Below are 24,254 nucleotides of genomic sequence, written 5' to 3' on the forward strand. Positions count from 1 at the left end.
TCTTTATTCACCTTCGTAGCCAGGCGGCGTCGGTGCGGCTTCAGGCAGCACGGTATTGTTGTCGCCTAACATTATGTGGTCGAGAATCTGACGCATCACCGTACCCACTGCCGGGCCGGCACCGCCGTTCTCCAGAATCATGGTCACGGCAACGCGCGGTTTATCGTAAGGCGCGAATGCCGTCATTAACTTATGGTCACGCAAGCGTTCAGCAATTTTGTGCGCGTTATAGGTTTCGTTCTCTTTCAGACCGAATACCTGCGCAGTACCGGATTTCGCAGCGATTTTGTAAGGTGCATCGGCAAAACTCTTGTGCGCCGTCCCGTTCGCGCGGTTGGCCACGCCGTACATGCCATCTTTGGCTATTTCCCAGTATCCCGAGTGAATATCGCCAATCGGCGCATCCGGCGGCTGACGATACGGCACCATGGTTTGGCCTTCACGGGTGGCGCGCAGTAAATGCGGCACTTTGATGATGCCGTCATTGATGAGAATCATCATGGCTTTGTTCATCTGCACTGGCGTTGCAGTCCAGTAACCCTGACCAATGCCCACCGGAATGGTGTCACCCTGATACCACGGCTTCTTAAAGCGCTTCAGCTTCCACTCACGTGTTGGCATGTTGCCGGGACTTTCCTGCGGCAAATCAATACCGGTGCGATGGCCATAGCCAAATTTGGTCATCCACTCAGACAGGCGATCGATGCCCATATCGTAGGCGACCTGATAGAAGAAGGTATCGGCAGATTCTTCCAGCGATTTGGTGACATTCAGACGGCCGTGTCCCCATTTTTTCCAGTCGCGGTAGCGCTTTTCCGAACCGGGCAATTGCCACCAGCCGGGGTCAAACAGGCTGGTATTGCGGTTAATCACCCCTGCACTCAGCGCAGAGACGGCAACATAAGGTTTCACCGTTGAAGCTGGCGGGTAGGATGCCTGTAACGCGCGGTTATACAGCGGACGGTTCTCATCGCTCAGCAGGGCTTTGTAATCCTTGCTGGAGATGCCATCAACAAATAGATTGGGGTCGTAGCTGGGTGTGGACACCAGCGCCAGAATTTCACCGGTGCGTGGATCGCTGACCACGACGGCGGCGCGGCTGCCGGTCAACAAGGTTTCGATATACTGCTGCAGTTTCAGGTCAACGGTCAGGTAGATATCACGGCCGGCCTGTGGAGATTGCTCATGCAACTGACGGATCACCCGGCCACGGTTGTTAACTTCAACCTCTTCATAGCCGGTTTTGCCATGCAGCACATCTTCGTAATAGTTTTCGATACCGAGCTTGCCGATATCATGCGTCGCGGCATAGTTAGGCCATTTACCTTCATCATCAAGGCGTTTAACGTCACGATCGTTAATTTTAGAGACGTAGCCCACCACATGCGTCAGCGTCTGACCGTAGGGATAATAGCGGCGCTGATAACCTTTCACTTCCACACCGGGGAATCGGTACTGATTGACGGCAAAGCGCGCCACCTGCACTTCGTTGAGTGCGGTTTTAACCGGAATGGAGGTGAAACGACGTGAGCGCTTACGCTCTTTTTCAAAGGCGTCGAGATCGTCGTCCGTCAGATCGAGCACCGGGCGCAGATCCTGCAGCGTCTGCTTCAGGTCATCGACTTTTTCGGGCACCAGTTCAGCCTGGTAAATGGTGCGGTTCAGCGCCAGCGGGACGCCGTTGCGATCAAAGATGATGCCGCGGCTGGGCGCAACCGGCACCAGCTTGATGCGGTTCTCATTGGAACGGGTGCTGTAATCGTCAAAACGCAGAATTTGCAGATGATAGAGGTTGACCACCAGCACGCTGGAGAGCAGGAAAATGCCAACAAAAGCCACCAAAGCCCGGCGGACAAAGAGTTTCTGTTCGGCAGTGTAATCGCGAAAGGCGTTGCTCTGTAATTTCATCCGCTGCGTTTATTGTCTGGAGGTTGTCAGGCGTTTATTCACGGTGATAAGGATGATTCGTGGTGATGCTCCAGGCACGATACAGGCTTTCGGCTACCAGCACACGCACCAGCGGGTGAGGCAACGTCAACGTGGACAGCGACCAGCTTTGCTCGGCAGCGGCTTTACAGGCCGGCGCCAGTCCTTCCGGGCCGCCAATCAACAAGCTGACATCGCGGCCATCTTGTTTCCAGCGCTCAAGCTGTTGCGCCAGCTGTGGGGTTTCCCACGGCTGCCCTGGAATATCCAGCGTGACGATGCGGTTGCCTTTGCCGACGGCCGCTAACATCGCTTCACCCTCTTTTTCCAGGATGCGCTTGATGTCCGCGTTCTTGCCGCGTTTACCCGCGGGCACTTCGGTCAGTTCAAACGGCATATCCTTGGGGAAGCGGCGCAGATACTCCATGAAACCGGTCTGAACCCAGTCAGGCATTTTGGTGCCGACGGCCACAAGCTGCAGTTTCAAGGCTTAGCTCCAGAGCTTTTCCAGCTCATACAGCTGGCGGCTCTCTTCCTGCATCACGTGTACGATCACTTCGCCAAGATCAACGACGACCCAATCAGCGGCAGCTTTACCATCAACGCCCAGCGGTTTTAAACCCGCGGCACGGGATTCCTGAACCACGTGATCGGCGATCGAAACCACATGACGCGTCGACGTGCCGGTGCAGATGATCATGCAATCGGTGATGCTCGATTTGCCCTGAACATCAACAGCAATGATGTCCTGGCCTTTAATATCGTCAATCTTATCAATAACGAAATCTTGGAGTGCTTTACCTTGCAAAAGGTTCCCCTTAAAAACAGGTGATTACGAGAAGGCTGAGTGCCCGGAAAACATAGCCTAAAATGAAGCGGCGCAGTATAGCACGCAACGATCAACCGCGATATAAGCCAGCGCGATCGATGTAGTCGATAACCGCGTCGGGCAGCAGATCGGTGCAGGATTGCCCCAGGTGACGACGCTGGCGTATTTCCGTGGCGGAGATGTCGAACAGCGGCGTATCAGCCAGCCAGATACGGCCTGCCGGTGCATGATGCAACTGCTCTGCGTGCTGCGCCCGATGCACATCCAGCCACTGCTGCATCTCAGGTGTTTCCATCTGCGTCGCATAGCCCGGTCGCTGGCACACCAACAGATGGCACAGAGAGAGGAGATCCTGCCAGCGATGCCATTTGGCTAACGTTAGCAGAGAATCTTGTCCGATGATAAACCCGAGGGGCTGTTCTGCTCCGCGTTCCGCACGGAGTGCTTCAAGCGTTGCGACCGTCCATGACGGCGTATCCCGTTCCAGCTCGCGCGTATCAATATCAAACAAGGGGCGGGTCGCAATCGCGCAGCGCAGCATTTCCACGCGCTGCCGGGCACTGGCTTCAGGCTGTGGCCGATGCGGTGGCACGTTGTTGGGCAGCAGCGTGACCTTTTTTAGCCCTACCTGTTGCGCCAGCGCTTCCACCGGGCGCAGGTGGCCAAAGTGGATAGGATCGAAGGTGCCGCCGAACAGCGCGTAGAGTTTAGACATCAGTAAAGCTTAGGGGAAAATCGCGGTGGCAAAGCAGCAGCGACAAGGTTTCAAGCTGCGGCCAGAGGTTTTGACCGTAATCCTGCTTCATGGTCAGCTCCAGTTCGGCGAGCAGATGCACAGCACGCTGCAGACGACGTGCATCAAGGCGTTGCAGCGCATCGGTAAACAGCGCGCGGCGGTTCTGCCAGATGCGTTGTTGATCCATCAGCGCTCGCAGACCCTGTTTACCCTGATTGCGTTGCAAATGAAGCAGCGTCAACAAATCACGTTGCAGAGAGCGCAGCAAAATCACCCCTTCAGCATCCTCTTTTTCCAGCTGATGCAGAATATGCAGGGCACGTTTGCTTTTTCCCGCCAGCAGGGCATCCACCCAGTGGAATGGGGTGAAGTGTGCTGCGTCATTCACCGCGTCCTCTACCCGGGGCAGAGTGAGCTTGCCATCCGGCCACAGCAGTGACAAGCGCTCCAGCGCCTGCGCCAGCGCCAGCAGGTTGCCTTCATAGCAGTAGCACAGCAGTTGAATCGCCGCGTCATCAACACTCAGCTTCATGGCTTTGGCGCGGCTCGCGACCCAGCGCGGCAGCTGCGCTTGTTCGGGCGTCTGACAGGGAACCAGCACGGCATGGGCGCTCAGCGCTTTAAACCAGGCGCTGTTTTCCTGCGCTTTGGTCAGTTTTGCCATGCGCAGCACCAGCAGGATATCGCTGTGCAGCAGGCTGGCGAGTTTGACCAGTTGCTCGGCCATCGCTGCATTGGCACCGTTTTCTGGCAGTTGCAGCGTTAAGGTCTGGCGTTGTGTGAACAGGCTGAGTGCCTGACAGCTGGCAAAGATCGCATCCCAGTCGGTTTGCGCATCGAGAGTGACACTGAAGTGTTCTTCAAAGCCTTGAGAAGAGGAGGCCGCGCGAATGGCGTCGGCACTTTCCTGAATCAGCAGCGGTTCATTGCCGGTCAGAAAATAACAGGCGCGCAGCCCCTCACGAAGCTGCGCGCTCAGTTGTTCAGGATAAATCCTGATCATTGCAGACTGGTTGCTGACGAAGAGGACACTTCTGGTGAATTCTCACCTGGTGCGATGACCTCCGGCTGTGGCAACGTGTCTTTGTTGCTTTCCTGCGCGGCATGAACCGTTAACAGTTTACGCACCAGTTGCTCGGCGGCACGCTGACGCATCTCCTGCACGATCATGTCTTGCTCGGCATCCTTCGCCAGTGCGGCATTCGGGTTGTCGAAGAAAGAACGGTACACGGTGGTGCTGATCGGGTAGATGCCTTTGCCCGGGATCAGAACCTGCGCGGTCACTGTCATTACCAGTGAATACTCAGCAGTGGTGCCGCTGATAAACACTGACGCGGTATCACGTCCCTGCACCTCTGCGCCTAAGCGCAGAGTCGGGTATTTGGCACTGGCCTGTTTGCTGTCATCAACAATGGTGACATCGTTGATACGCAGCTGTTGGCGCACGGTGCGCGCCATTGGGCCATACGGGTCGCCACTCTGGACGATCAGCGTTTTCATCTCGTTTGGCACCATGGTGGTGCCGCGCGGGTGAAAACCACAGCCTGCGGTGATCATCACCGCAAGCAGGACAAACAGCCTGATAATCAGTTGTCGCACAGTTCCTCCTGAACTTAACCTACGACCAGGTTAAGCAGTTTGCCAGGGACATAAATCACTTTACGAAGTGTGACGCCTTCCAGATATTTCGCCACAATGTGCTCCTGCGCAGCACGCGCCTGAACCTGCTCCTGCGTAGCATCCGGCGCAACGGTAATCTTGCCGCGCACTTTGCCATTCACCTGTACAACGACCAGCAGTGAATCTTCTACCATCGCGGATTCATCCGCAACCGGCCAGCTGGCTTCATCTACGTTACCTTCTCCACCCAGCGCCTGCCACAGCACATAGCTGGCGTGCGGCGTGAACGGATAGAGCAGACGAACGACCGCCACCAGCGCTTCCTGCATCAGTGCGCGATCTTGCTCGCTCTCCTGCGGGGCACGAGTCAGCTTGTTCATCAACTCCATGATGGCAGCGATAGCGGTGTTGAACGTCTGGCGACGACCCACGTCATCGGCCACCTTGGCGATGGTTTTGTGCAGATCGCGACGCAGCGCTTTCTGATCGTCGTTCAGTGCATTGAGGTCCAGCGCCACGGTGGCACCCTTCGCCACGTGTTCGTAGGCCAGTTTCCACACGCGCTTCAGGAAGCGGTTCGCACCTTCGACACCAGATTCCTGCCATTCCAGCGTCATTTCTGCTGGTGAAGCAAACATCATGAACAGACGCACGGTATCGGCACCGTAACGTTCAACCATCAGCTGTGGATCGATGCCGTTGTTTTTCGACTTGGACATCTTGCTCATGCCGGCATAAACCACTTCGCGGCCTGCGTTGTCGACAGCCTTAACAATACGACCTTTTTCATCGCGCTCAACGCTAACATCAACCGGAGAAACCCAGTTACGCTCGCCGCTCGCGCCGGTGTAATAGAACGCATCGGCCAGTACCATGCCCTGACACAGCAGACGTTTGGCTGGCTCATCAGAGTTCACCAGGCCCGCGTCACGCAGCAGCTTGTGGTAGAAGCGGAAGTACATCAGGTGCATGATGGCGTGTTCGATACCACCGACATACTGATCCACTGGCAGCCAGTAGTTCGCGGCGGCAGGATCCAGCATGCCTTCGTTGTAGTTGGCACAGGTGTAACGCGCGTAATACCAGGATGACTCCATAAAGGTGTCAAAGGTATCGGTTTCGCGCAGCGCTGGCTGGCCGTTAACCGTGGTTTTCGCCCACTCAGGATCGGCTTTGATCGGGCTGGTGATACCGTCCATCACCACATCTTCTGGCAGAATCACTGGCAGCTGATCTTCTGGCGTTGGCATCACCGTGCCGTCTTCCAGTGTCACCATTGGGATTGGCGCACCCCAGTAACGCTGACGGGACACACCCCAGTCGCGCAGACGATAGTTGACTTTACGCACGCCAACGCCTTTCGCCGCCAATGCATCAGCAATGGCGTTGAAGCCTGCCTGATGATCCAGACCGTTGAACTCACCCGAGTTGAACAGCGCGCCTTTATCGGTCATCGCCGCTTCGCTCAGGTCAGGCGTTGAACCATCCAGATTCAGGATCACTGGCTTGATGTTCAGGTTGTACTTGGTGGCGAACTCCCAGTCACGCTGGTCATGCCCTGGCACTGCCATGACTGCGCCGGTGCCGTATTCCATCAGGACAAAGTTAGCAACCCAGACTGGGATCTCTTCGCCCGTCAGCGGATGGATAGCAAACAGGCCGGTGGCCATGCCTTTCTTCTCCATCGTCGCCATATCCGCTTCAGCCACTTTTGTGGTGCTGCACTCGGCGATAAAATCAGACAACGCAGGGTTGCTGGCCGCAGCCTGGCGCGCCAGTGGGTGACCGGCTGCCACCGCAACGTAGGTCGCACCGAGGAAGGTGTCCGGACGTGTGGTGTAAACCGTTAATTTCTCTTCGCTGTACGCCACATCGAAAGTGATTTCCACGCCTTCAGAACGACCAATCCAGTTACGCTGCATGGTCTTGACCGTTTCAGGCCAGTCTTCCAGCTTATCCAGATCGTTGAGCAGCTCTTCCGCGTAAGCGGTGATTTTCACGAACCACTGAGGGATCTCTTTGCGCTCAACTTTGGTGTCACAGCGCCAGCAGCAGCCGTCGATAACCTGTTCGTTAGCCAGCACGGTTTGGTCATGTGGGCACCAGTTCACCGCTGAGGTCTTTTTGTAGACCATGCCTTTTTCATACAGCTTGGTGAAGAACCACTGTTCCCAGCGATAGTACTCTGGCTGGCAGGTCGCCAATTCACGGCTCCAGTCATAGCCAAAGCCCAGCAGTTTGAGCTGGTTCTTCATGTATTCGATGTTGTCATAAGTCCATGGTGCGGGCGCGGTGTTGTTTTTTACCGCAGCGCCTTCGGCTGGCAGACCAAATGCATCCCAGCCAATCGGCTGCAGGACATTTTTACCCAGCATGCGCTGATAGCGCGCAATCACATCGCCGATGGTGTAGTTACGCACGTGGCCCATGTGTAGGCGGCCAGAAGGATAGGGCAGCATAGAAAGGCAGTAGTATTTCTCTTTGCCTTCCTGCTCGGTCACTTTAAAGGTTTCGTTTTCGTCCCAGTGCTGTTGGACGCGGGATTCTATCTCTTCCGGGCGGTATTGCTCTTGCATGGCTGCCTGTGGTCCTTTATGAAAATCGTTAACCCTGAATAGTTCGCGTCACAGGAAGGCGGCAAAGGTGTGATTACACTCGCGCTTAACGAAGTAAGCGACGGCGTGAACACGTGCAGCCAACGCACCTGCGACTTGAAGTATGACGGGTTCGCATACATTTAGATCCGCATAGCATACCCATAAGGCTCTTCCTCAACAACATTTCACGCCCCGGCAGAGCGGATTTCTACTCAATGCGCCGCCGCTTTCACCCTTTTGCGATTTACTCCGCTTTCGTCACGGCAAATATGACAGAACAGCTAAACTTACTATCAGCTATTCCCGCGGAAAGGAGAACAAAATGAATAACGTGGCGCAGGAGTATCGTGCAACGATAGCGGCATTAACCCAGCGGCTGGAGCAGGGCGAGCGTGATGTTGATGCCCTGGTTGCTGAGGCACGGCAGGATTTATTAGCGAAAAAGACGCTGACCTCTTCTGAAGTGAATGAGGTGATGCGGGCAGTCAGGCGCGATCTACACGAGTTCGCGCTCAGCTATCAGGAATCTTCAGATGTGCTCGGTGACTCCGTATTTTTGCGCGTGATTCGCGAGAGCGTGTGGAAAGAACTGGCGGATATCACGGACAAAAGCCAGTTAGAGTGGCGCGAGGTGTTTCAGGATCTACGACATCACGGTGTTTATCAAAGCGGTGAAGTGGTGGGATTGGGCAACCTGGTGTGTGAGAAGTGCGGTTTTACCCGGGCGATCTATACACCGGAGAGCTTAACGCGCTGCCCGCAGTGTGGGCACGATCATTTCCAGCGTCAGCCTTTTGAACCTTAATGAGCAGAAAACCCTAAGATGAATCGCGCCGCTGCGTGCTTGATGGGAAATCACAGCCATGCAGCGGCGCGATGGATGGCGCTAATTAATGCAGGATCTTCGCGAGGAAGTCTTTTGCGCGGTCGGACTGCGGGTTATTAAAGAAGTCATCTTTGTTAGTGTCTTCGACAATTTTCCCTTCATCCATAAAGATCACGCGATTGGCCACTTTGCGCGCAAAGCCCATCTCGTGCGTCACCACCATCATGGTCATGCCTTCGTTCGCCAACTCCACCATGACGTCCAGCACTTCGTTGATCATCTCTGGGTCGAGCGCAGATGTCGGTTCGTCAAACAGCATCGCGATGGGGTCCATACACAGCGCACGGGCAATCGCCACACGCTGTTGCTGGCCGCCCGAGAGCTGTCCTGGGAACTTCTCCGCATGCGCAGCCAGACCAACACGCGTCAGCAGCTTGAGACCCTTCTCACGCGCAGCGGCTTTATCACGCTTTAACACCTTGACCTGCGCCAGCACCAGGTTATCGACAATGCTGAGGTGCGGGAACAGTTCGAAGTGCTGGAACACCATACCGACCTTGCTGCGCAGTTGCGCCAGGTTGGTTTTCTTGTTGTTCACTTCGGTACCGTTAACTTGAATGCTGCCTTCCTGCACCGGTTCCAGACCATTCACCGTTTTAATCAAGGTTGACTTACCTGAGCCGGACGGTCCACAGACCACCACTACTTCACCTTTTTTCACTTCGGTGGAGCAGTTGGTCAGCACCTGAAAGTGACCATACCACTTAGAAACATTTTTCAGGCTAATCATTTAAACCGTCCTCTTTCTTTTCAGATAGCTAACCAACAGCGAAGCGCTCAGGCTGATCACAAAATAGACCAGACCGGCAAACAGAACCATTTCAACCTGGGTACCGTCACGTTCGCCAATCGTCGAAGCGGTACGGAAGAAGTCAGCCAGGCTTAACACATACACTAGCGACGTATCCTGGAACAACACAATGCCCTGCGTCAGCAGCAGTGGCACCATGGCGCGGAACGCCTGCGGCAGGATGATCAATTTCATTGATTGCCAGTGCGTCATACCCAACGCCAGCGCAGCATTCGACTGTCCGCGTGAGATGCTCTGGATACCCGCACGGATGATTTCCGAATAGTAGGCCGCTTCGAACAGTGCAAAAGCGATCATGGCGGAAATCAGGCGAATGTCAGTTTTGGGGGAAAGTCCCAATACCTGTTGCAGTAATGCAGGCACCACCAGATAGAACCACAGCAGCACCATCACCAGCGGCACGGAGCGGAACAGGTTGACGTACAGCTTAGCGAACCAGCGAATCGGCGCGAACGGCGACAGACGCATCACGGCCAGAATCGTGCCCCAGATAATGCCGAACACCACGGCGACGGCGGTAATCTTGAAGGTGATGATCAAGCCATTCCACAAATAGGGCAGGCTGGGAGTAATCGAACTCCAGTCAAAATCGTACATTATTTGCCTCCCAGATTGCCGGGCAGGCGAATTTTACGTTCTACCAAACTCATAATCAGCATGATCACCAGGTTAATACCCACGTAAGCCAGGGTAATGGCGGTGAAGGATTCATAGGCGTGCGCCGAGTAGTCGAGCAACTTACCGGCCTGCGCCGCCATATCCACCAGACCAATGGTCGAAGCGATGGCAGAGTTTTTCACCAGGTTCAGCATTTCCGAGGTCATCGGCGGCACAATCACGCGATAGGCATTAGGCAGCAGCACGTAGCGATAAGTTTGCGGCAGCGTCAGTCCCATCGCCAACCCTGCGTTTTTCTGACCGCGTGGCAGTGATTGAATCGCGGCACGGACCTGTTCGCAAACACGGGCAGCAGTGAACAAGCCGAGGCAAATGGTTGAGGAAACAAAGAACTGAATATTGGGGTCCAGTTCTGCTTTAAACCACATCCCCAGTTTTTCGCCAACCAGTTCTGGCGCCACCAGATACCAGAAGAAGAACTGGACGATCAGCGGGATATTACGAAACAGTTCCACGTAGCAGGTACCAATGGTCGACAGCAGTCGATTGGGCACGGTACGCAGAATGCCAAAGAAGGAACCTACCAGGAAGGCGATAATCCAGGCGCAGCAGGAAACCGCAACGGTAACCTGAAATCCGGACCACAGCCAGCCGAGGTAGGTCGTATTGCCGAACGGGGCCTGTTGTAAAAAGATGCCCCAGTTCCAATCGATACCCATAACGAGCTCCGGTAAAAAAAGGGTAGCGAGGCTACCCATAAGATTGTTGAGCGGTGTCTTGCGTCCTGCTTCAGGGGAACGACCTGTTGCAGTCTGTCTGTCCGCACCGCGTGTTCAGCAATCGAGAGGGCAGCCTAACTGCCCTTGTTTTCATTGTTAATTCAGAGTGCTTTGTCGTTTGGTGCTTTGAACAGTGCCTGCATGTCGGATGACAGCTCAAAGTTCATGTTCAGATTCTTCGGTGGAATCGGCTGTTTGAACCAGGTATCGAACCACTTAGCGGCTTCACCCGAGGTCTGCGCTTTCGCGATGGTTTCATCCATCAGCTGTTTGAACTGCGGGTCTTCTTTACGCAGCATGCAGCCGTAAGCTTCTTTTGACTGTGGAGTGCCGGTAATTTCCCAGTTATCTGGTTTCTTCGCTTTGGCACGTTCACCCGCCAGCAGGGCATCATCCATCATAAAGGCCACGGCACGACCGGTTTCCAGCGTACGGAAAGAATCGCCATGGTCTTTGGCGCTGATGATGCGCATGTCCATTTTCTTCTCATCGTTCAGCTTGTGCAGCAGAACTTCAGAAGTGGTACCAGAGGTCACGACAACGGTTTTGCCTTTCAGGTCCGCGAAATCTTTGATGTCGCCACCTTTCTTCACCAGCAGACGCGTACCGATGATAAATACGGTATCGGAGAAGGCGGCTTGCTGCTGACGCTCCAGGTTGTTGGTGGTAGAACCACATTCAAAATCGTAAGTGCCGTTCTGCAGTAGTGGGATACGGTTCTGAGAGGTGATCGGCAGCATTTTTACCTGAAGATCAGGCTTGTTCAGTTTGGCTTTGATCGCCGCTACGATGGCGTTTGAGTAGTCTTGTGAATAGCCAACCACTTTTTGCTGGTTGTCGTAGTAAGAAAAGGGAACTGATGACTCACGATGCCCAACGACGATCACGCCGCTATCATTAATTTTTTTCAGGGTGCCGGTGAGATCTTCCGCCTGGGCCGCTCCCGCTGCTGCTCCCAACAGCAGAAGAGATAATGCCACTTTGCGTGTCTGCATGTTCCTACTCCTTTGAATGGATGTCGCGCAGAACATAAACTGCGCAGATTGTGATGTTGTGTGTATTTCGTGCTGCTTTTTTAGTTATCCCTTAGCGCAACTGCGCGCAGGATAGTGATTAACATAGCGAATTGTTAACGCAATGAAACAAAAAAGTTTGTTTTTTGCGAGCCGCTCCGCACCATTAAGAGGCAATGAAAAGCCATTGCGCCGTTTCGGTGCGTGTCAGTGCCAAATAATAGTGCGCGAACATGGCATTACGCTGACAAAACGCTGATGTTGATAAAATCACTGAAATAATTAGCAATGATCGTGCCAGCACGGTGAAATGCGCGAAAAAGCCAGCAGAGAATCTGGTAAAGCGTAGCCGATGGGAGCGGAAAACAGCGCAAAAAAAAGGCGAAGTGAGCACTTCGCCTGTCAGAGTGTGATCGAAGTGTCAGTGGCGGCGACGAATAATCGCCAGGACGATGCCGATCAACGTCAGAATCCATACCGGCCAGATGCCTGCTTTGGCATAAGGGGTCTCACCGGTGGTGGGTGTCACCCTGGCTTCCAGCACATCACGCGTAAACTGCGGGATCTCTTTTTCAACCTCGCCGTTGGCATTCACCACCGCCGTGACACCGTTATTGGTGGATCGCAACAGTGGACGGCCCAGTTCCAGTGCACGCATACGCGCCATCTGGAAGTGCTGCCATGGGCCGATGGAGTGACCAAACCAGGCATCGTTAGACACCGTCAGCAGGAAATTGGTATTAGGGCGGAAGTTAGCGCGTACCTGCTCGCCCAACACAATCTCGTAGCAGATGGCGCTGGTGAGGTCATAACCCGCCACCTTCAACTGCGGCTGCACATAGGCGCCACGGCTGAACGACGACATTGGCAGATCGAAGAACGGCGCCAGCGGACGCAGCAAGTCTTCAAGCGGCACAAACTCCCCGAACGGCACCAGATGGTTTTTCTGATAACGGTTATGGCTTTGGTAGCTGTAAGGTTGCTCGCCGCCCAGCACAATCACGGAGTTGTAATCGTGGTAGCGGTTATCCCCTTCAACGCGTGAATCGACAATCCCGGTAATTAACGAGCTGCCGCGCTCGCGCAGTTCTGCGTCCAGCGCTTTGAGGAACGGCTGCTGATTGCTTTCCAGGTCGGTAATCGCCGATTCAGGCCAGATAATGATGGGCGCTTTGCCCATATAAGGCTGGCTGTAAGAGGTGTACACGCGCAACGTATTCAGCAACTGCTGCGGATCCCACTTCATCGACTGTGGAATGTTGCCTTGTACCATCGCCACATCCACGCTGCGTTCCGGCAACGGCTGATACCATTGCAACATGCGCAGTGGCCATGGCAGCAGCAACAATACTGCGGCGGCCACCAGGCTCTTCACCGTGCGATGATAAAGCGCATGCACCAGCAGACCGGCGATCATCATTAACAGGAAAGTGATGGTTTCGACGCCTGCCAGCGGCGCAAGGCCTTTGAGCGGACCGTCGATCTGGCTATAGCCGAACTGCAGCCACGGGAATCCGGTCAGAATCCAGCCACGCAGGAATTCGCTGATTTGCCACAATGCCGGTGCAGCTAACACCAGACGCCACAAGGTCGCGCGGGGCCACAGGCGATTAAGTACCGCCGCAAACAGCATCGGATAGATGGCGAGATAAGCGGCCAGCAATATCACCAGGAAGATGTTAACCGGGCCGGGCATACCGCCGAAGGTGGCGATGCTGACGTAAACCCAATTAATGCCACTGCCGAACAGACCAAAGCCCCAGACGAAGCCAATCGCAGCGGCTTGTGGGCTGCGGCGATCCAGTAGTAGCAACTGCAGTCCCGCCAGGGAAACTAATGCGGCAGGCCAAAAATCGTAGGGAGAAAAGGAAAGGGTGCCAACGGCACCCGTAATCAAAGCCAGCAGCAGGCGAACCCGCTGCTGCGAGTATAGAGAGGCTAAAGCCATAAAATTATTCGTCTTCCAGTTGCGGTTGTGGAGAGTCTTCCGGAATTTTCACATGCACCTGGATGATACGGCGGCTGTCGGCCATCGCGACTTTGAATTGGTAACCATCAATGTCGATGCTCTCACCGCGCGCGGGAAGGTGGCCGAATCCCTGCATCACCAGACCGCCAATGGTATCCACTTCATCATCACTGAAGCTGGTACCAAATACCTCGTTAAAATCCTCGATAGGCGCAAGCGCACGTACGGTATAGGTATGGCGGTTTAACTGACGGATATCACGATCTTCTTCATCGTCATATTCATCTTCAATTTCACCGACAATCAATTCGAGGATATCTTCAATCGTGACCAGCCCGGAAACGCCACCGAATTCATCAATGACGATCGCCATATGATAGCGCTGGGAACGGAACTCTTTCAGCATGCGGTCGACACGCTTACTTTCAGGCACGACAACGGCGGTGCGCAGCACTTTCTCAATGCTGAAAGGTTCAGACGCGCTGCTCATAAACGGCAGCAGGTCTTTGGCCATCAAAATGCCTTCGACGTGGTCTTTATCTTCGCTGATCACCGGGAAGCGTGAGTGGGCGGAATCAATAATGACCGCGAGACACTCTTCAAGGCTTTGGTTGCGTTTAAGGGTGATCATCTGGGAGCGCGGGATCATGATGTCACGCACACGCTGTTCGGCAATATCCAGAACCCCTTCGAGCATGTCGCGGGTGTCCTGATCGATCAGCTCTTTTTGCTCAGAATCGCGGATCAGTCCCAGTAGCTCATCACGGTTTTTAGGTTCACCGTGAAAAAGTTGGTTAATTAACAGGGAGAAAAATCCCTTTTTACTACTGGGTGCGTCGCTGTTTTGAGAATGGTCGTCGCTCATGGCGTTTTTATTTCGTTCTCTCTGGTGAGGGAAAGGAACTGCTGGCATCCGCGCCAGCAGCGCAATAACCTGAACCTAAGGGGATCAGGCGTCTTCTTTCTCCGAAATGTACGGGTCAGGATAACCAAGAGCAAGCATTATCTCGGTCTCCAGCGCCTCCATTTCTTCGGCTTCTTCGTCTTCAATATGGTCATAGCCCAGCAGATGTAGCGTACCGTGGACCACCATATGAGCCCAGTGGGCTTCAACGGTTTTGCCTTGTTCTTCCGCTTCTTGCTCAACAACCTGACGACAAATAATCAGGTCGCCCAGCAGTGGCAACTCAATCCCGGGTGGCGCTTCAAACGGGAAAGAGAGCACGTTGGTCGGCTTATCCTTACCGCGATAAGTCAGATTAAGCTCATGACTCTCCGCTTCATCCACCAAACGGATGGTGACTTCACTTTCCGGCTGGAAAGGCGTAACGGCAGCTTCGAGCCAGCGCTGGAAAGCAGGTTCGGCTGGCAGGCCATTTTCATCGGCACAGGCCAACTGTAAATCTAAAATCACCGCGCTCATGAAGGCTCCTGCGGGCTGGATGGGGCGGCAAGTTGAGACGCCAGCGCTTCACGCTTGCGCTCTTCTGCCAGTTTGTCACGGCGTTTCTGATCGGCTTCTTCCCACGCTTCATAAGCATTCACGATGCGTGCGACAACCGGATGACGCACCACGTCTTCGCTGTGGAAAAAGTTAAAACTGATTTCATCGACTTCCGCCAAAACCTCAATGGCATGACGCAGGCCGGATTTGGTGCTGCGCGGCAGGTCAATCTGTGTGACGTCACCGGTGATCACCGCTTTGGAGTTGAAACCGATACGTGTCAGGAACATCTTCATCTGCTCGATGGTGGTGTTCTGACTCTCATCGAGAATCACAAAGGCGTCATTGAGTGTGCGGCCGCGCATGTAAGCGAGCGGGGCCACTTCAATGACATTGCGCTCCATCAGCTTTTCCACGCGCTCAAAGCCGAGCATTTCAAACAAGGCATCGTAGAGCGGACGCAGATAAGGATCGACTTTCTGGCTCAGGTCTCCCGGCAGGAAGCCCAGTTTCTCACCGGCCTCTACCGCAGGACGCGTCAACAGAATACGGCGAATTTCCTGACGTTCGAGGGCATCAACAGCAGCGGCCACCGCCAGATAGGTTTTACCGGTACCGGCTGGACCCACACCGAAGGTGATGTCATGGTCGAGGATATTCGCCACGTACTGTGCCTGGTTTGGCGTACGAGGTTTAATCACACCGCGCTTGGTTTTGATGTGTATCGCCTTACCAAACTCCGGCACGCTTTCGGCGGTTTGCTCCAGTACACGGCTCTCTTTGATCGCCAGATGCACCTGGTCCGGTTCAATATCCGGGATTTGACCACGCACAGGTGCGGTGCTCACGTACAGGTCACGCAGAATGTTGATGGCCGCGTCGACGCTGAGCGATCGGCCCACCAGTTTGAAATGGTTGTCCCGGCGGTTGATTTCGACACCGAGGCGTTTTTCCAGCTGCTTCACATTGTCATCAAACGGACCGCACAGGCTCATCAGTCGGCGGTTATCAGCCGGTTCAAGGGCGATTTCACGAGTTTCGATATTCAAATGAATCCTTTGGGTCACTCAGGGCCAGTTGAAGAAGGTGTATCCAATGCATCATTACAGACATAAGCATCTATACCCGTCATATTTCAAGGTGCAGGTGCGTTGGCTGCACTCATTCACCCCAGTCACTTACCGGAGTAAGCTCCAGGGGATTCATTCCCTTGCCGCCTTCATGAACCTTGAATGATTTAGGGTATATACGGAATTATTTATGGGGCAAGGCCCGGCTGCAAGTTGCAAAAGCGATATTTGGGCGTTGCAGGTGGAATGCAAGGGGCACGGGATGAAACGGGCGGCAGCATCTTGTGCACTGCCGCGCAAAGCGTGGGATATCAAGGTTGGTAGAGACCGACACCGATGTCATTTTCACGGCGTGTACGGGCTATGACGGCATCGGGGCTTTGGCTGACACGCAAGGCCATTTCATCTTCGGTGCGGATCAGTTTGCCGCGCAGCGAGTTGGCATGAACATCGACAATTTCCACGTCGACAAACTTACCGATCATTTCAACCGGCGCTTCGAAGTTCACCACGCGGTTGTTGTCGGTGCGCCCGGTGAGTTCCATGACATTTTTACGTGAGATACCTTCAATCAGCACACGCTGCGTGGTGCCGAGCATGCGACGACTCCACGCCATCGCCTGCTGATTGAGGCGATCCTGCAGAATATACAGGCGCTGCTTTTTCTCTTCTTCCGAAACATCGTCAGGCAAATCAGCGGCAGGCGTACCCGGACGGGCCGAGTAGATAAAGCTGAAGCTGACATCGAAATTCACGTCGCCCACCAGTTTCATGGTCTGCTCAAAATCCTGCTGCGTTTCGCCAGGGAAACCAATGATGAAATCTGAACTCATCTGAATATCAGGACGTGCTTTCTGCAGCTTGCGGACGATGGCTTTATATTCCAGCGCGGTGTGCGCACGCTTCATCAGCGTCAGGATACGATCGGCACCGCTCTGAACGGGTAAGTGCAGGAAGCTCGCCAGCTCTGGCGTGTCACGGTAGACATCAATAATGTCATCAGTGAATTCAATCGGATGGCTGGTGGTAAAGCGGATGCGGTCAATGCCATCAATGGCCGCCACCAGACGCAACAGTTCCGCGAAGCTGCAGAGCTGGTCATCAAAGGTCGTGCCGCGATAGGCGTTGACGTTTTGGCCCAGTAAATTCACTTCTCGCACGCCCTGCGCAGCCAGTTGCGCGATTTCCAACAGAATATCGTCACAGGGACGGCTCACTTCCTCGCCTCGGGTGTAAGGCACCACGCAGAAAGTACAGTATTTGTTACAGCCTTCCATAATGGAGACAAAGGCCGTCGGGCCTTCTGCACGCGGTTCTGGCAGACGGTCAAATTTCTCGATTTCCGGGAAGCTGATGTCAATCACCGGGCTTTTCGTCCCGCGCACCTGATTCAGCATCTCTGGCAAGCGATGCAGCGTCTGTGGACCAAACACAATATCCACGCAATTGGCGCGTTCACGCAGGCGTTCACCTTCCTGCGAAGCGACACAGCCGCCGACGCCAATAATCACGTCAGGATTGATCGCTTTCAATTTCTTCCAGCGTCCTAACAGGGCGAAAACCTTCTCCTGCGCCTTCTCACGGATCGAGCAGGTGTTGAGCAGCAGTACATCCGCCTCTTCAGCATCCTCGGTCAGGGTGTAACCGTGCGTACTGTTCAGCAGATCGGCCATCTTTGATGAATCGTACTCATTCATCTGACAGCCCCAGGTTTTAATATGCAGTTTTTTGGTCATCGAACTAGCCATTGATTCAGAGCAGGGAAGTGCAGGGCGCGTATTGTAATGCTTTGCTGCTGTTGTGACCAGCACAGCAGGGCCTGAGATTGTGCAGCAAATTTCCGGTACACTTTATCTATCAACGTGATGACGTGAGCTATCACGGCAAGCAGAAGGATTAGAGTCAATGCAGGATTCACATTTTGATGTGGTGGTGGTGGGCGGCGGTATGGTCGGTGCCGCGCTGGCTTGTGGACTGGCACAGCAGCAATTTCGTGTGGCGGTGATTGAACGTGCTGAACCCGCTGCGTTTAATGCCGCAAGCCCGCCCGATGTTCGCATTTCCGCGATTGGAGCCTCGTCGGTAGCACTGCTGCGTCAATTGAATGTGTGGGAACGCGTGCAGGCGATGCGCTGTGCGCCTTATCGCAAGCTCGAAACCTGGGAGTGGCAAAGTGCACATGTGACCTTTGATGCCGCCTCGCTGGGCTTGCCTGAGCTGGGATATATGGTGGAAAACAGCGTGCTGCAACGTGCGCTGTGGGAAAAGATGCAGGAAGAGGGGATCACGCTGATCTGCCCCGCCAGCCTGCAACAGCTTCAATCGCATCGCGGCGGCTGGCAGGTTCAGCTGGATAATGGCACCACGCTGGATACGCGGCTGGTGGTTGGCGCGGATGGCGCCAACTCGCGCGTGCGCCAGCTGGCGGGAATTGGGGTGCGTGGCTGGCAATACGCGCAGTCCTGCATGCTGATTAGCGTCGAATGTGAGCATGATACGGGGGATTCGACCTGGCAGCAATTTACGCCAGAGGGGCCACGTGCTTTTCTGCCGCTGTTTGATCGCCATGCTTCTCTGGTGTGGTATGACGCACCGGCGCGTATTCGCCAGCTACAGGCGTTGCCATTGTCACAGCTTGAAAAAGAGATTCACGCCCATTTTCCGGCACGCGTTGGGCGGGTTCAGGTCAAGAAAGCTGCCTCATTCCCTTTGGTTCGTCGCCACGCTACCCGCTATGTCTTACCAGGATTAGCGCTGGTGGGTGATGCGGCACACACCATCAATCCCCTCGCGGGACAGGGCGTCAACCTCGGCTATCGTGACGTTGATGCATTAATCAATACGTTGGTGGAAGCGCGCAGCCAGGCACAGTTGTGGTCATCGGACGCGGTGTTACAGCGTTATCATCGTCAACGTTATAAAGATAATTTGCTGATGCAGGGCGGGATGGATCTGTTCTATTTTGCCTTTAGCAACACGCTGGCCCCATTGCGTTTTGTGCGTAATCTGGGATTGATTGCAGCGGAGAATGCCGGAGCGCTGAAACGTAAGGCGCTGAAGTACGCGTTGGGCCTATAGGTGTCAGAGCGTCGCAAGGCGCTCTTTGTTTTAACCGGAAGCAGAAAACAATAAAGCCCGCAAAAGCGGGCTTTATTGTGCAATTTGGCTGGGGTGCAGGGATTCGAACCCCGGAATGCTGGTATCAGAAACCAGAGCCTTACCGCTTGGCGACACCCCAAAAATTTGGTGGCTACGACGGGATTTGAACCTGTGACCCCATCATTATGAGTGATGTGCTCTAACCAGCTGAGCTACGTAGCCTGAGTTTACTGCTTACTGCATCCGATAATGGCTGGGATACCTGGATTCGAACCAGGGAATGCCGGTATCAAAAACCGGTGCCTTACCGCTTGGCGATATCCCATCTGTCGACTCGCATCCACGAGTAAATATCGGATTGGCTGGGGTACCAGGATTCGAACCTGGGAATGCTGGTATCAAAAACCAGTGCCTTACCGCTTGGCGATACCCCATCCGGCTGCCGAAGACTGAAATGGTGCGGGAGGCGAGACTTGAACTCGCACACCTTGCGGCGCCAGAACCTAAATCTGGTGCGTCTACCAATTTCGCCACTCCCGCGAAAAGATGGTGGCTACGACGGGATTTGAACCTGTGACCCCATCATTATGAGTGATGTGCTCTAACCAGCTGAGCTACGTAGCCATCTTTTTTCGCTAACCTTCATCGGCGTTGCGGGGCGCATTATGCGTATTGAGCTTTGTAGCGTCAACAAGTTTTTTGCCGTTTTTTGCCTTAAAACGCCTGTTTGACTGGCTTGTAACCAGGGTGGCGATTTATTCAGCAGTTTTCTAACGTAACATCGGCGATGAAAACAAAAAGGGGCCTTTACAGACCCCTTATCCTACTCATTCACAAGCTTATTTGTAGGCGGACTGATGCACACCTACAGCACGACCAGATGGGTCATCCATGTTTTTGAAGGCTTCATCCCACTCAATCGCTTTGGCAGATGAACAGGCAACGGATGGACCGCCCGGTACACACTCTGCCGCGCTGGCGATCGGGAACAGCTCTTCAAAGATTTCGCGGTACAAATACGCTTCTTTCGAGTTCGGCGTGTTGTACGGGAAACGGAAGTGCGCGGTAGAAAGTTGCTGATCGGTAATCTGCTTCGCCGCCACCTCTTTCAGGCTATCGATCCAGCTGTAGCCTACACCATCAGAGAACTGCTCTTTCTGACGCCATGCGACGCTCTCCGGCAGGTAAGAAGAGAAGCACTCACGCAGAATGTGTTTCTCCATCTTGCCGTTGCTGCCACACATTTTGTCTTCCGGGTTGATGCGCATCGCCACGTCGAGGAATTTCTTGTCGAGGAACGGTACGCGCGCTTCAACGCCCCATGCAGACATCGCTTTGTTGGCACGCGCACAGTCAAACATGTGCAGCGCCAGCAATTTACGCACGTTCTCTTCGTGGAATTCCTGAGCGTTCGGTGCTTTGTGGAAATACAGGTAGCCGCCAAACACTTCGTCCGCGCCTTCACCAGACAGCACCATTTTGATGCCCATTGCCTTGATTTTACGCGACATCAAATACATCGGCGTTGAAGCGCGAATGGTGGTGACGTCATAGGTTTCGATGTGGTAAATCACATCGCGAATCGCATCCAGACCTTCCTGCACGGTAAAGTGAATCTCGTGGTGCACGGTGCCCAGATGTTCCGCCACGGATTTGGCCGCTTTCAGATCAGGTGAGCCTTCCAGACCGACAGCAAAAGAGTGCAGCTGTGGCCACCAGGCATCACTTTTGTCTTCATCTTCCACACGTTTTGCCGCAAAGCGCTTGGTCACGGCAGAAATGATGGAGGAGTCGAGGCCGCCAGACAGCAGCACGCCATAAGGCACGTCAGACATCAGGTGGCTTTTCACTGACTCTTCCAGCGCATGCTTCAGACCCGCAGCGTCAGTGGTGTTCTCGGCAACGGCAGAGAAATCCATCCAGTCGCGCTGCCAGTAACGACGGATTTCGCCATCGCTGCTGCACAGGAAGCTTCCCGGCGGGAATTCTTTAATGGTGCGGCAAACCGGCACCAGCGCTTTCATTTCTGAGGCGACAAACAGGTTACCGTGCTCATCGTTGCCCATGTACAGTGGGATAATCCCGATGTGGTCACGGCCAATCAGATACTGCTGCTTCACGCTGTCCCACAGAATAAAGGCGAACATACCTTGCAGATCATCCAGGAAATCGAGACCTTTTTCCTGGTACAGCGCGAGGATCACTTCGCAGTCAGAACCGGTCTGGAACGCATAACGATCGCTCAGTTCAGCACGCAAAGCCTGATGGTTGTAGATCTCGCCGTTCACGGCCAGTACGTGGGTGTGGTCAGCGTTGTACAGCGGCTGTGCACCGTTGTTAACGTCAACAATCGACAGGCGCTCATGCACCAGAATGGCGTTGTCCTCGGCATACACACCAGACCAATCCGGGCCACGGTGACGCATCAGACGGGAACACTCCAGCGCTTTCTTGCGCAATTCAACAGGATCGGTTTTCAGATCCAGCACACCAAAAATCGAACACATAACTGACTCCTGATCTCACCTTGCGGCGATGTTATTTCTACGTTTGTCCGGCAGCCTTGACTGCGTGATGTATAAGAAAATGCGCTATCTGGTGGTGTTAACGCAAGTGAAATTGCGATCTTTTGATAAAAAGATTGTTGTGATGGCTTAAAAATTGAATTTTATCTAATTTAATGTCGATTAAATTAGATGGTGTCTAATGAATTGGCGTTTTGGATGATTTCCTGCGCAATTAACGTTGCACTGAATCATGATAAAGGGATGCAAAAACAAACGCCCTGCTCACAGGGCGTGCGGGCAGGGCGATAAGTAAACGCGATAAGAGCAGGTTTAGAACAGGTCGATATCGGCCACTGAAGGGTAAATCCAGTCAGGGCGGAAAGGCATCGCATCAATGTCACTCAGCGTCGAAACCCCGGAGAGCACCAGAATGGTTTCCAGCCCCGCCTGGAATCCGGCCAGAATATCGGTGCGCAGGTTATCGCCGACAATCACCGTCTCTTCCGAGTGGGCATGCATCTTATTAAGCGCAGCGCGCATGATATACGGGCTCGGTTTGCCGACATAAAACGGTTTGCGACCAGAGATGGTTTCGATACCGGCGCAGAGTGCACCGCAGGCTGGCACAAAACCGCGTGCATGGGTATCCGGGTTGGTGGCGATAAAGCGTGCGCCATTGGCCACAAAGAAAGCCGCTTTGTGCATCATTTCCCAGTTAAAGGAGCGCGTCTCGCCGACGATCACAAAATCGGGATTCACATCGGTGATGGTAAATCCGGCTTTATACAGTTCATGAATCAGCGCGCCTTCGCCAATCACGTAGGCTTTTTTGCCTTCCTGACGGCGCAGGAAATCGGCGGTCGCCATCGCCGAGGTATAGAACACCGAATCCGGTACCTCGACACCTGCATTGGCAAAACGGTTTGCCAGATCCTGAGCGGTTTGCGACGGATAGTTGGTCAGCACTACCAGCGGCATCTCTTTTTCAAGGATGCGTTGCAGAAACTCATTCGCGCCTTTCACGGCGGTATTGTCGTGCATCAACACGCCGTCGATGTCACAGATTACGCTTTTGATGGTCATATTAGTTTCCGGTCGGGCCCGCCAGACGGCAGGCTTCAATTATTCTTCCAGCAGGTGCTGCAGCAAAATACCATTCAGCATCGCACGTTTCGCCAGGGCAAAGGCGCCAATAGCGGAACGGTGATCCAGTTCGGAACGAACCACCGGCAGGTTTTTGCGGAAGGCATTCAGCGCCTGGGTATTAATGCAGCCTTCAATCGCCGGGAACAGCACTTTGTCTGCGTCGGTGATTTCCCCGGCCAATACCACCTTTTGTGGGTTGAACAGGTTAATGGCAATCGCAATCGCTTTCCCGAGGTAACGCCCTACATACTCAATCACTTCGCAGGCCAGCGCATCGCCCTGGTTAGCGGCACGGCAAATTTGCGGCATCAGGCAGTTATCCAGCGTCAGCGTGCTGGGATAGCCCTGGTTGAGCAGATGGCGCACGCGATTTTCAATCGCGCCATTGGCGGCAATAGTTTCCAGACAGCCAAAGTTGCCGCAGTGGCAGCGCTCGCCCAATGGGTCAACCTGGATATGGCCAATTTCCCCCACATTGCCGTTGCTGCCGAGGAAAATATGGCCGTTAGCGATGATGCCCGCGCCGGTACCGCGGTGTAAACGCACCAGAATGGAGTCTGCACAGTCGCGACTTGCACCGAAATAGTGCTCCGCCAGCGCCAGGCTACGGATATCGTGACCGACAAAGCTGGTGACGTTAAAGCGTTTCTGCAAGCTGGATACCAGCGGCCAGTGGCTGACAGCAATGTGCGGCATATAGCGAATAATGCCGTTAATCGGGTCTACCAGGCCCGGCAGAATCACCGCGATCGCGATTAATTCATGAATCTTGCGTTGATGCGCCGCCATAAATGCCGTGATGGCATTGAACAGCGCATTCTCCAGCGTTTCCTGGGTGCGCTCAGGCAGGGGATAATCTTCCTGCGCCAGCGATTTGCCGCTCAGATCGAATAATGTCAGCGTGGCATCATTGCGTCCTAAGCGAACGCCGATGGTATGAAAATGGCGAGTTTCGGTAATGATGGAAATGGCGCGGCGACCACCGGTAGAGGCTTGTTGCTCTACCTCTTTGATCAGGCCGCGTTCAATAAGCTGGCGGGTAATTTTCGTGACGCTGGCGGGCGCAAGCTGGCTGAGATCGGCGATCTGTATGCGCGATATCGGCCCTTGTTGATCAATTAGCCGATAAACGGCTGCGCTATTGAGTTGTTTGACAAGATCGACATTTCCTATTTGAGTCTGGCCGCCAGTGGTCATTCAGTAC

Annotated in this window: 21 protein-coding genes and 6 tRNA genes; 2 read left to right on the plus strand and 25 right to left on the minus strand. The window is 54.2% G+C overall.

What is annotated here, in order from left to right; translation table 11 throughout:
* Positions 1-3: 3 nt before the first annotated feature.
* The 7 genes from mrdA to leuS form a co-directional block, all read right to left on the minus strand.
* A complete protein-coding gene (mrdA, locus tag IAE30_RS11545; RefSeq protein ID WP_200679739.1) occupies positions 4-1,908 on the minus strand; it encodes a peptidoglycan DD-transpeptidase MrdA in 1,905 nt (634 codons plus the stop codon).
* Positions 1,909-1,942: 34 nt separating this feature from the next.
* On the minus strand, positions 1,943-2,413 hold the full coding sequence (gene rlmH, locus IAE30_RS11550; protein ID WP_038648318.1) for a 23S rRNA (pseudouridine(1915)-N(3))-methyltransferase RlmH: 471 nt from the start codon (positions 2,411-2,413) through the stop codon (positions 1,943-1,945).
* Positions 2,414-2,416: 3 nt separating this feature from the next.
* Entirely contained in the window at positions 2,417-2,734 is a 318-nt protein-coding gene (gene rsfS / locus IAE30_RS11555) for a ribosome silencing factor (protein WP_038648315.1), read from the minus strand.
* 91 nt (positions 2,735-2,825) lie between these two features.
* Positions 2,826-3,470, minus strand: coding sequence for a nicotinate-nucleotide adenylyltransferase (nadD, locus tag IAE30_RS11560; protein WP_200679742.1), 645 nt, complete (start codon positions 3,468-3,470; stop codon positions 2,826-2,828).
* Positions 3,463-4,494, minus strand: coding sequence for a DNA polymerase III subunit delta (gene holA, locus IAE30_RS11565; protein ID WP_038648309.1), 1,032 nt, complete (start codon positions 4,492-4,494; stop codon positions 3,463-3,465). Before holA ends, nadD begins: the two co-directional genes overlap by 8 nt.
* On the minus strand, positions 4,491-5,090 hold the full coding sequence (gene lptE, locus IAE30_RS11570) for an LPS assembly lipoprotein LptE (RefSeq protein ID WP_038648307.1): 600 nt from the start codon (positions 5,088-5,090) through the stop codon (positions 4,491-4,493). The genes holA and lptE overlap by 4 nt, the downstream gene beginning before the upstream one ends.
* 14 nt (positions 5,091-5,104) lie before the next feature.
* The gene (leuS, locus tag IAE30_RS11575) at positions 5,105-7,687 is read right to left on the minus strand and encodes a leucine--tRNA ligase (protein ID WP_038648304.1); all 2,583 of its coding nucleotides are present in this window, start codon (positions 7,685-7,687) and stop codon (positions 5,105-5,107) included.
* Positions 7,688-8,030: 343 nt separating this feature from the next.
* Here leuS and IAE30_RS11580 point away from each other — a divergent pair, with 343 nt between their 5' ends.
* On the plus strand, positions 8,031-8,513 hold the full coding sequence (locus tag IAE30_RS11580) for a zinc ribbon-containing protein (protein ID WP_200538792.1): 483 nt from the start codon (positions 8,031-8,033) through the stop codon (positions 8,511-8,513).
* Between the two features lie 85 nt (positions 8,514-8,598).
* Here IAE30_RS11580 and IAE30_RS11585 read toward each other — a convergent pair whose 3' ends face one another.
* The 9 genes from IAE30_RS11585 to miaB all read right to left on the minus strand — a co-directional run bounded on the left by IAE30_RS11585 (position 8,599) and on the right by miaB (position 18,034).
* The gene (locus tag IAE30_RS11585) at positions 8,599-9,324 is read right to left on the minus strand and encodes an amino acid ABC transporter ATP-binding protein (RefSeq protein WP_038648298.1); all 726 of its coding nucleotides are present in this window, start codon (positions 9,322-9,324) and stop codon (positions 8,599-8,601) included.
* Positions 9,325-10,002 carry a glutamate/aspartate ABC transporter permease GltK gene (gltK, locus tag IAE30_RS11590; RefSeq protein WP_200679744.1) on the minus strand — a complete coding sequence of 226 codons (678 nt, stop codon included), beginning with the start codon at positions 10,000-10,002 and terminating at the stop codon, positions 9,325-9,327.
* Complete coding sequence (locus tag IAE30_RS11595) at positions 10,002-10,742, minus strand: amino acid ABC transporter permease (RefSeq protein WP_034829069.1); 741 nt, start codon at positions 10,740-10,742, stop codon at positions 10,002-10,004. Before IAE30_RS11595 ends, gltK begins: the two co-directional genes overlap by 1 nt.
* Before the next feature lie 161 nt (positions 10,743-10,903).
* On the minus strand, positions 10,904-11,797 hold the full coding sequence (locus IAE30_RS11600; protein WP_038648291.1) for a glutamate/aspartate ABC transporter substrate-binding protein: 894 nt from the start codon (positions 11,795-11,797) through the stop codon (positions 10,904-10,906).
* Positions 11,798-12,236: 439 nt separating this feature from the next.
* Positions 12,237-13,763, minus strand: a complete 1,527-nt coding sequence (gene lnt / locus IAE30_RS11605) for an apolipoprotein N-acyltransferase (RefSeq protein WP_200679746.1) — start codon at positions 13,761-13,763, stop codon at positions 12,237-12,239.
* Between the two features lie 4 nt (positions 13,764-13,767).
* Positions 13,768-14,649, minus strand: a complete 882-nt coding sequence (gene corC, locus IAE30_RS11610) for a CNNM family magnesium/cobalt transport protein CorC (RefSeq protein ID WP_034829075.1) — start codon at positions 14,647-14,649, stop codon at positions 13,768-13,770.
* 84 nt (positions 14,650-14,733) lie between these two features.
* Entirely contained in the window at positions 14,734-15,207 is a 474-nt protein-coding gene (gene ybeY, locus IAE30_RS11615; RefSeq protein WP_034829084.1) for an rRNA maturation RNase YbeY, read from the minus strand.
* On the minus strand, positions 15,204-16,277 hold the full coding sequence (locus IAE30_RS11620) for a PhoH family protein (RefSeq protein ID WP_038648284.1): 1,074 nt from the start codon (positions 16,275-16,277) through the stop codon (positions 15,204-15,206). Before IAE30_RS11620 ends, ybeY begins: the two co-directional genes overlap by 4 nt.
* Positions 16,278-16,609: 332 nt before the next feature.
* Positions 16,610-18,034, minus strand: a complete 1,425-nt coding sequence (miaB, locus tag IAE30_RS11625; RefSeq protein ID WP_038648281.1) for a tRNA (N6-isopentenyl adenosine(37)-C2)-methylthiotransferase MiaB — start codon at positions 18,032-18,034, stop codon at positions 16,610-16,612.
* 169 nt (positions 18,035-18,203) lie between these two features.
* Here miaB and ubiF point away from each other — a divergent pair, with 169 nt between their 5' ends.
* Positions 18,204-19,376: a 3-demethoxyubiquinol 3-hydroxylase gene (gene ubiF, locus IAE30_RS11630; RefSeq protein WP_200679747.1), complete on the plus strand. Its 1,173-nt coding sequence runs from the start codon at positions 18,204-18,206 to the stop codon at positions 19,374-19,376.
* Positions 19,377-19,461: 85 nt separating this feature from the next.
* Here the strand turns inward: ubiF and IAE30_RS11635 are convergent.
* The 9 genes from IAE30_RS11635 to IAE30_RS11675 all read right to left on the minus strand — a co-directional run bounded on the left by IAE30_RS11635 (position 19,462) and on the right by IAE30_RS11675 (position 24,247).
* Positions 19,462-19,536: transfer RNA gene (locus IAE30_RS11635), tRNA-Gln, on the minus strand.
* A 6-nt stretch (positions 19,537-19,542) separates the two neighbouring features.
* A tRNA-Met gene (locus IAE30_RS11640) sits at positions 19,543-19,619 on the minus strand.
* 28 nt (positions 19,620-19,647) lie between these two features.
* Positions 19,648-19,722 (minus strand) — tRNA-Gln (locus tag IAE30_RS11645).
* A 34-nt stretch (positions 19,723-19,756) separates the two neighbouring features.
* Positions 19,757-19,831: transfer RNA gene (locus tag IAE30_RS11650), tRNA-Gln, on the minus strand.
* A gap of 21 nt (positions 19,832-19,852) precedes the next feature.
* Positions 19,853-19,937, minus strand: a tRNA-Leu gene (locus IAE30_RS11655).
* Between the two features lie 7 nt (positions 19,938-19,944).
* Positions 19,945-20,021 (minus strand) — tRNA-Met (locus IAE30_RS11660).
* Positions 20,022-20,236: 215 nt separating this feature from the next.
* The gene (gene asnB, locus IAE30_RS11665) at positions 20,237-21,904 is read right to left on the minus strand and encodes an asparagine synthase B (RefSeq protein ID WP_200679748.1); all 1,668 of its coding nucleotides are present in this window, start codon (positions 21,902-21,904) and stop codon (positions 20,237-20,239) included.
* A 330-nt stretch (positions 21,905-22,234) separates the two neighbouring features.
* A complete protein-coding gene (locus IAE30_RS11670; RefSeq protein WP_034829095.1) occupies positions 22,235-22,987 on the minus strand; it encodes an HAD-IIA family hydrolase in 753 nt (250 codons plus the stop codon).
* Between the two features lie 39 nt (positions 22,988-23,026).
* Positions 23,027-24,247: an N-acetylglucosamine repressor gene (locus IAE30_RS11675; RefSeq protein WP_034829098.1), complete on the minus strand. Its 1,221-nt coding sequence runs from the start codon at positions 24,245-24,247 to the stop codon at positions 23,027-23,029.
* Between the last annotated feature and the right edge of the window lie 7 nt (positions 24,248-24,254).

It is taken from the genome of Pantoea sp. S61 (assembly GCF_016625145.1).
Taxonomy (GTDB): Bacteria; Pseudomonadota; Gammaproteobacteria; order Enterobacterales; family Enterobacteriaceae; genus Pantoea; species Pantoea rwandensis_B.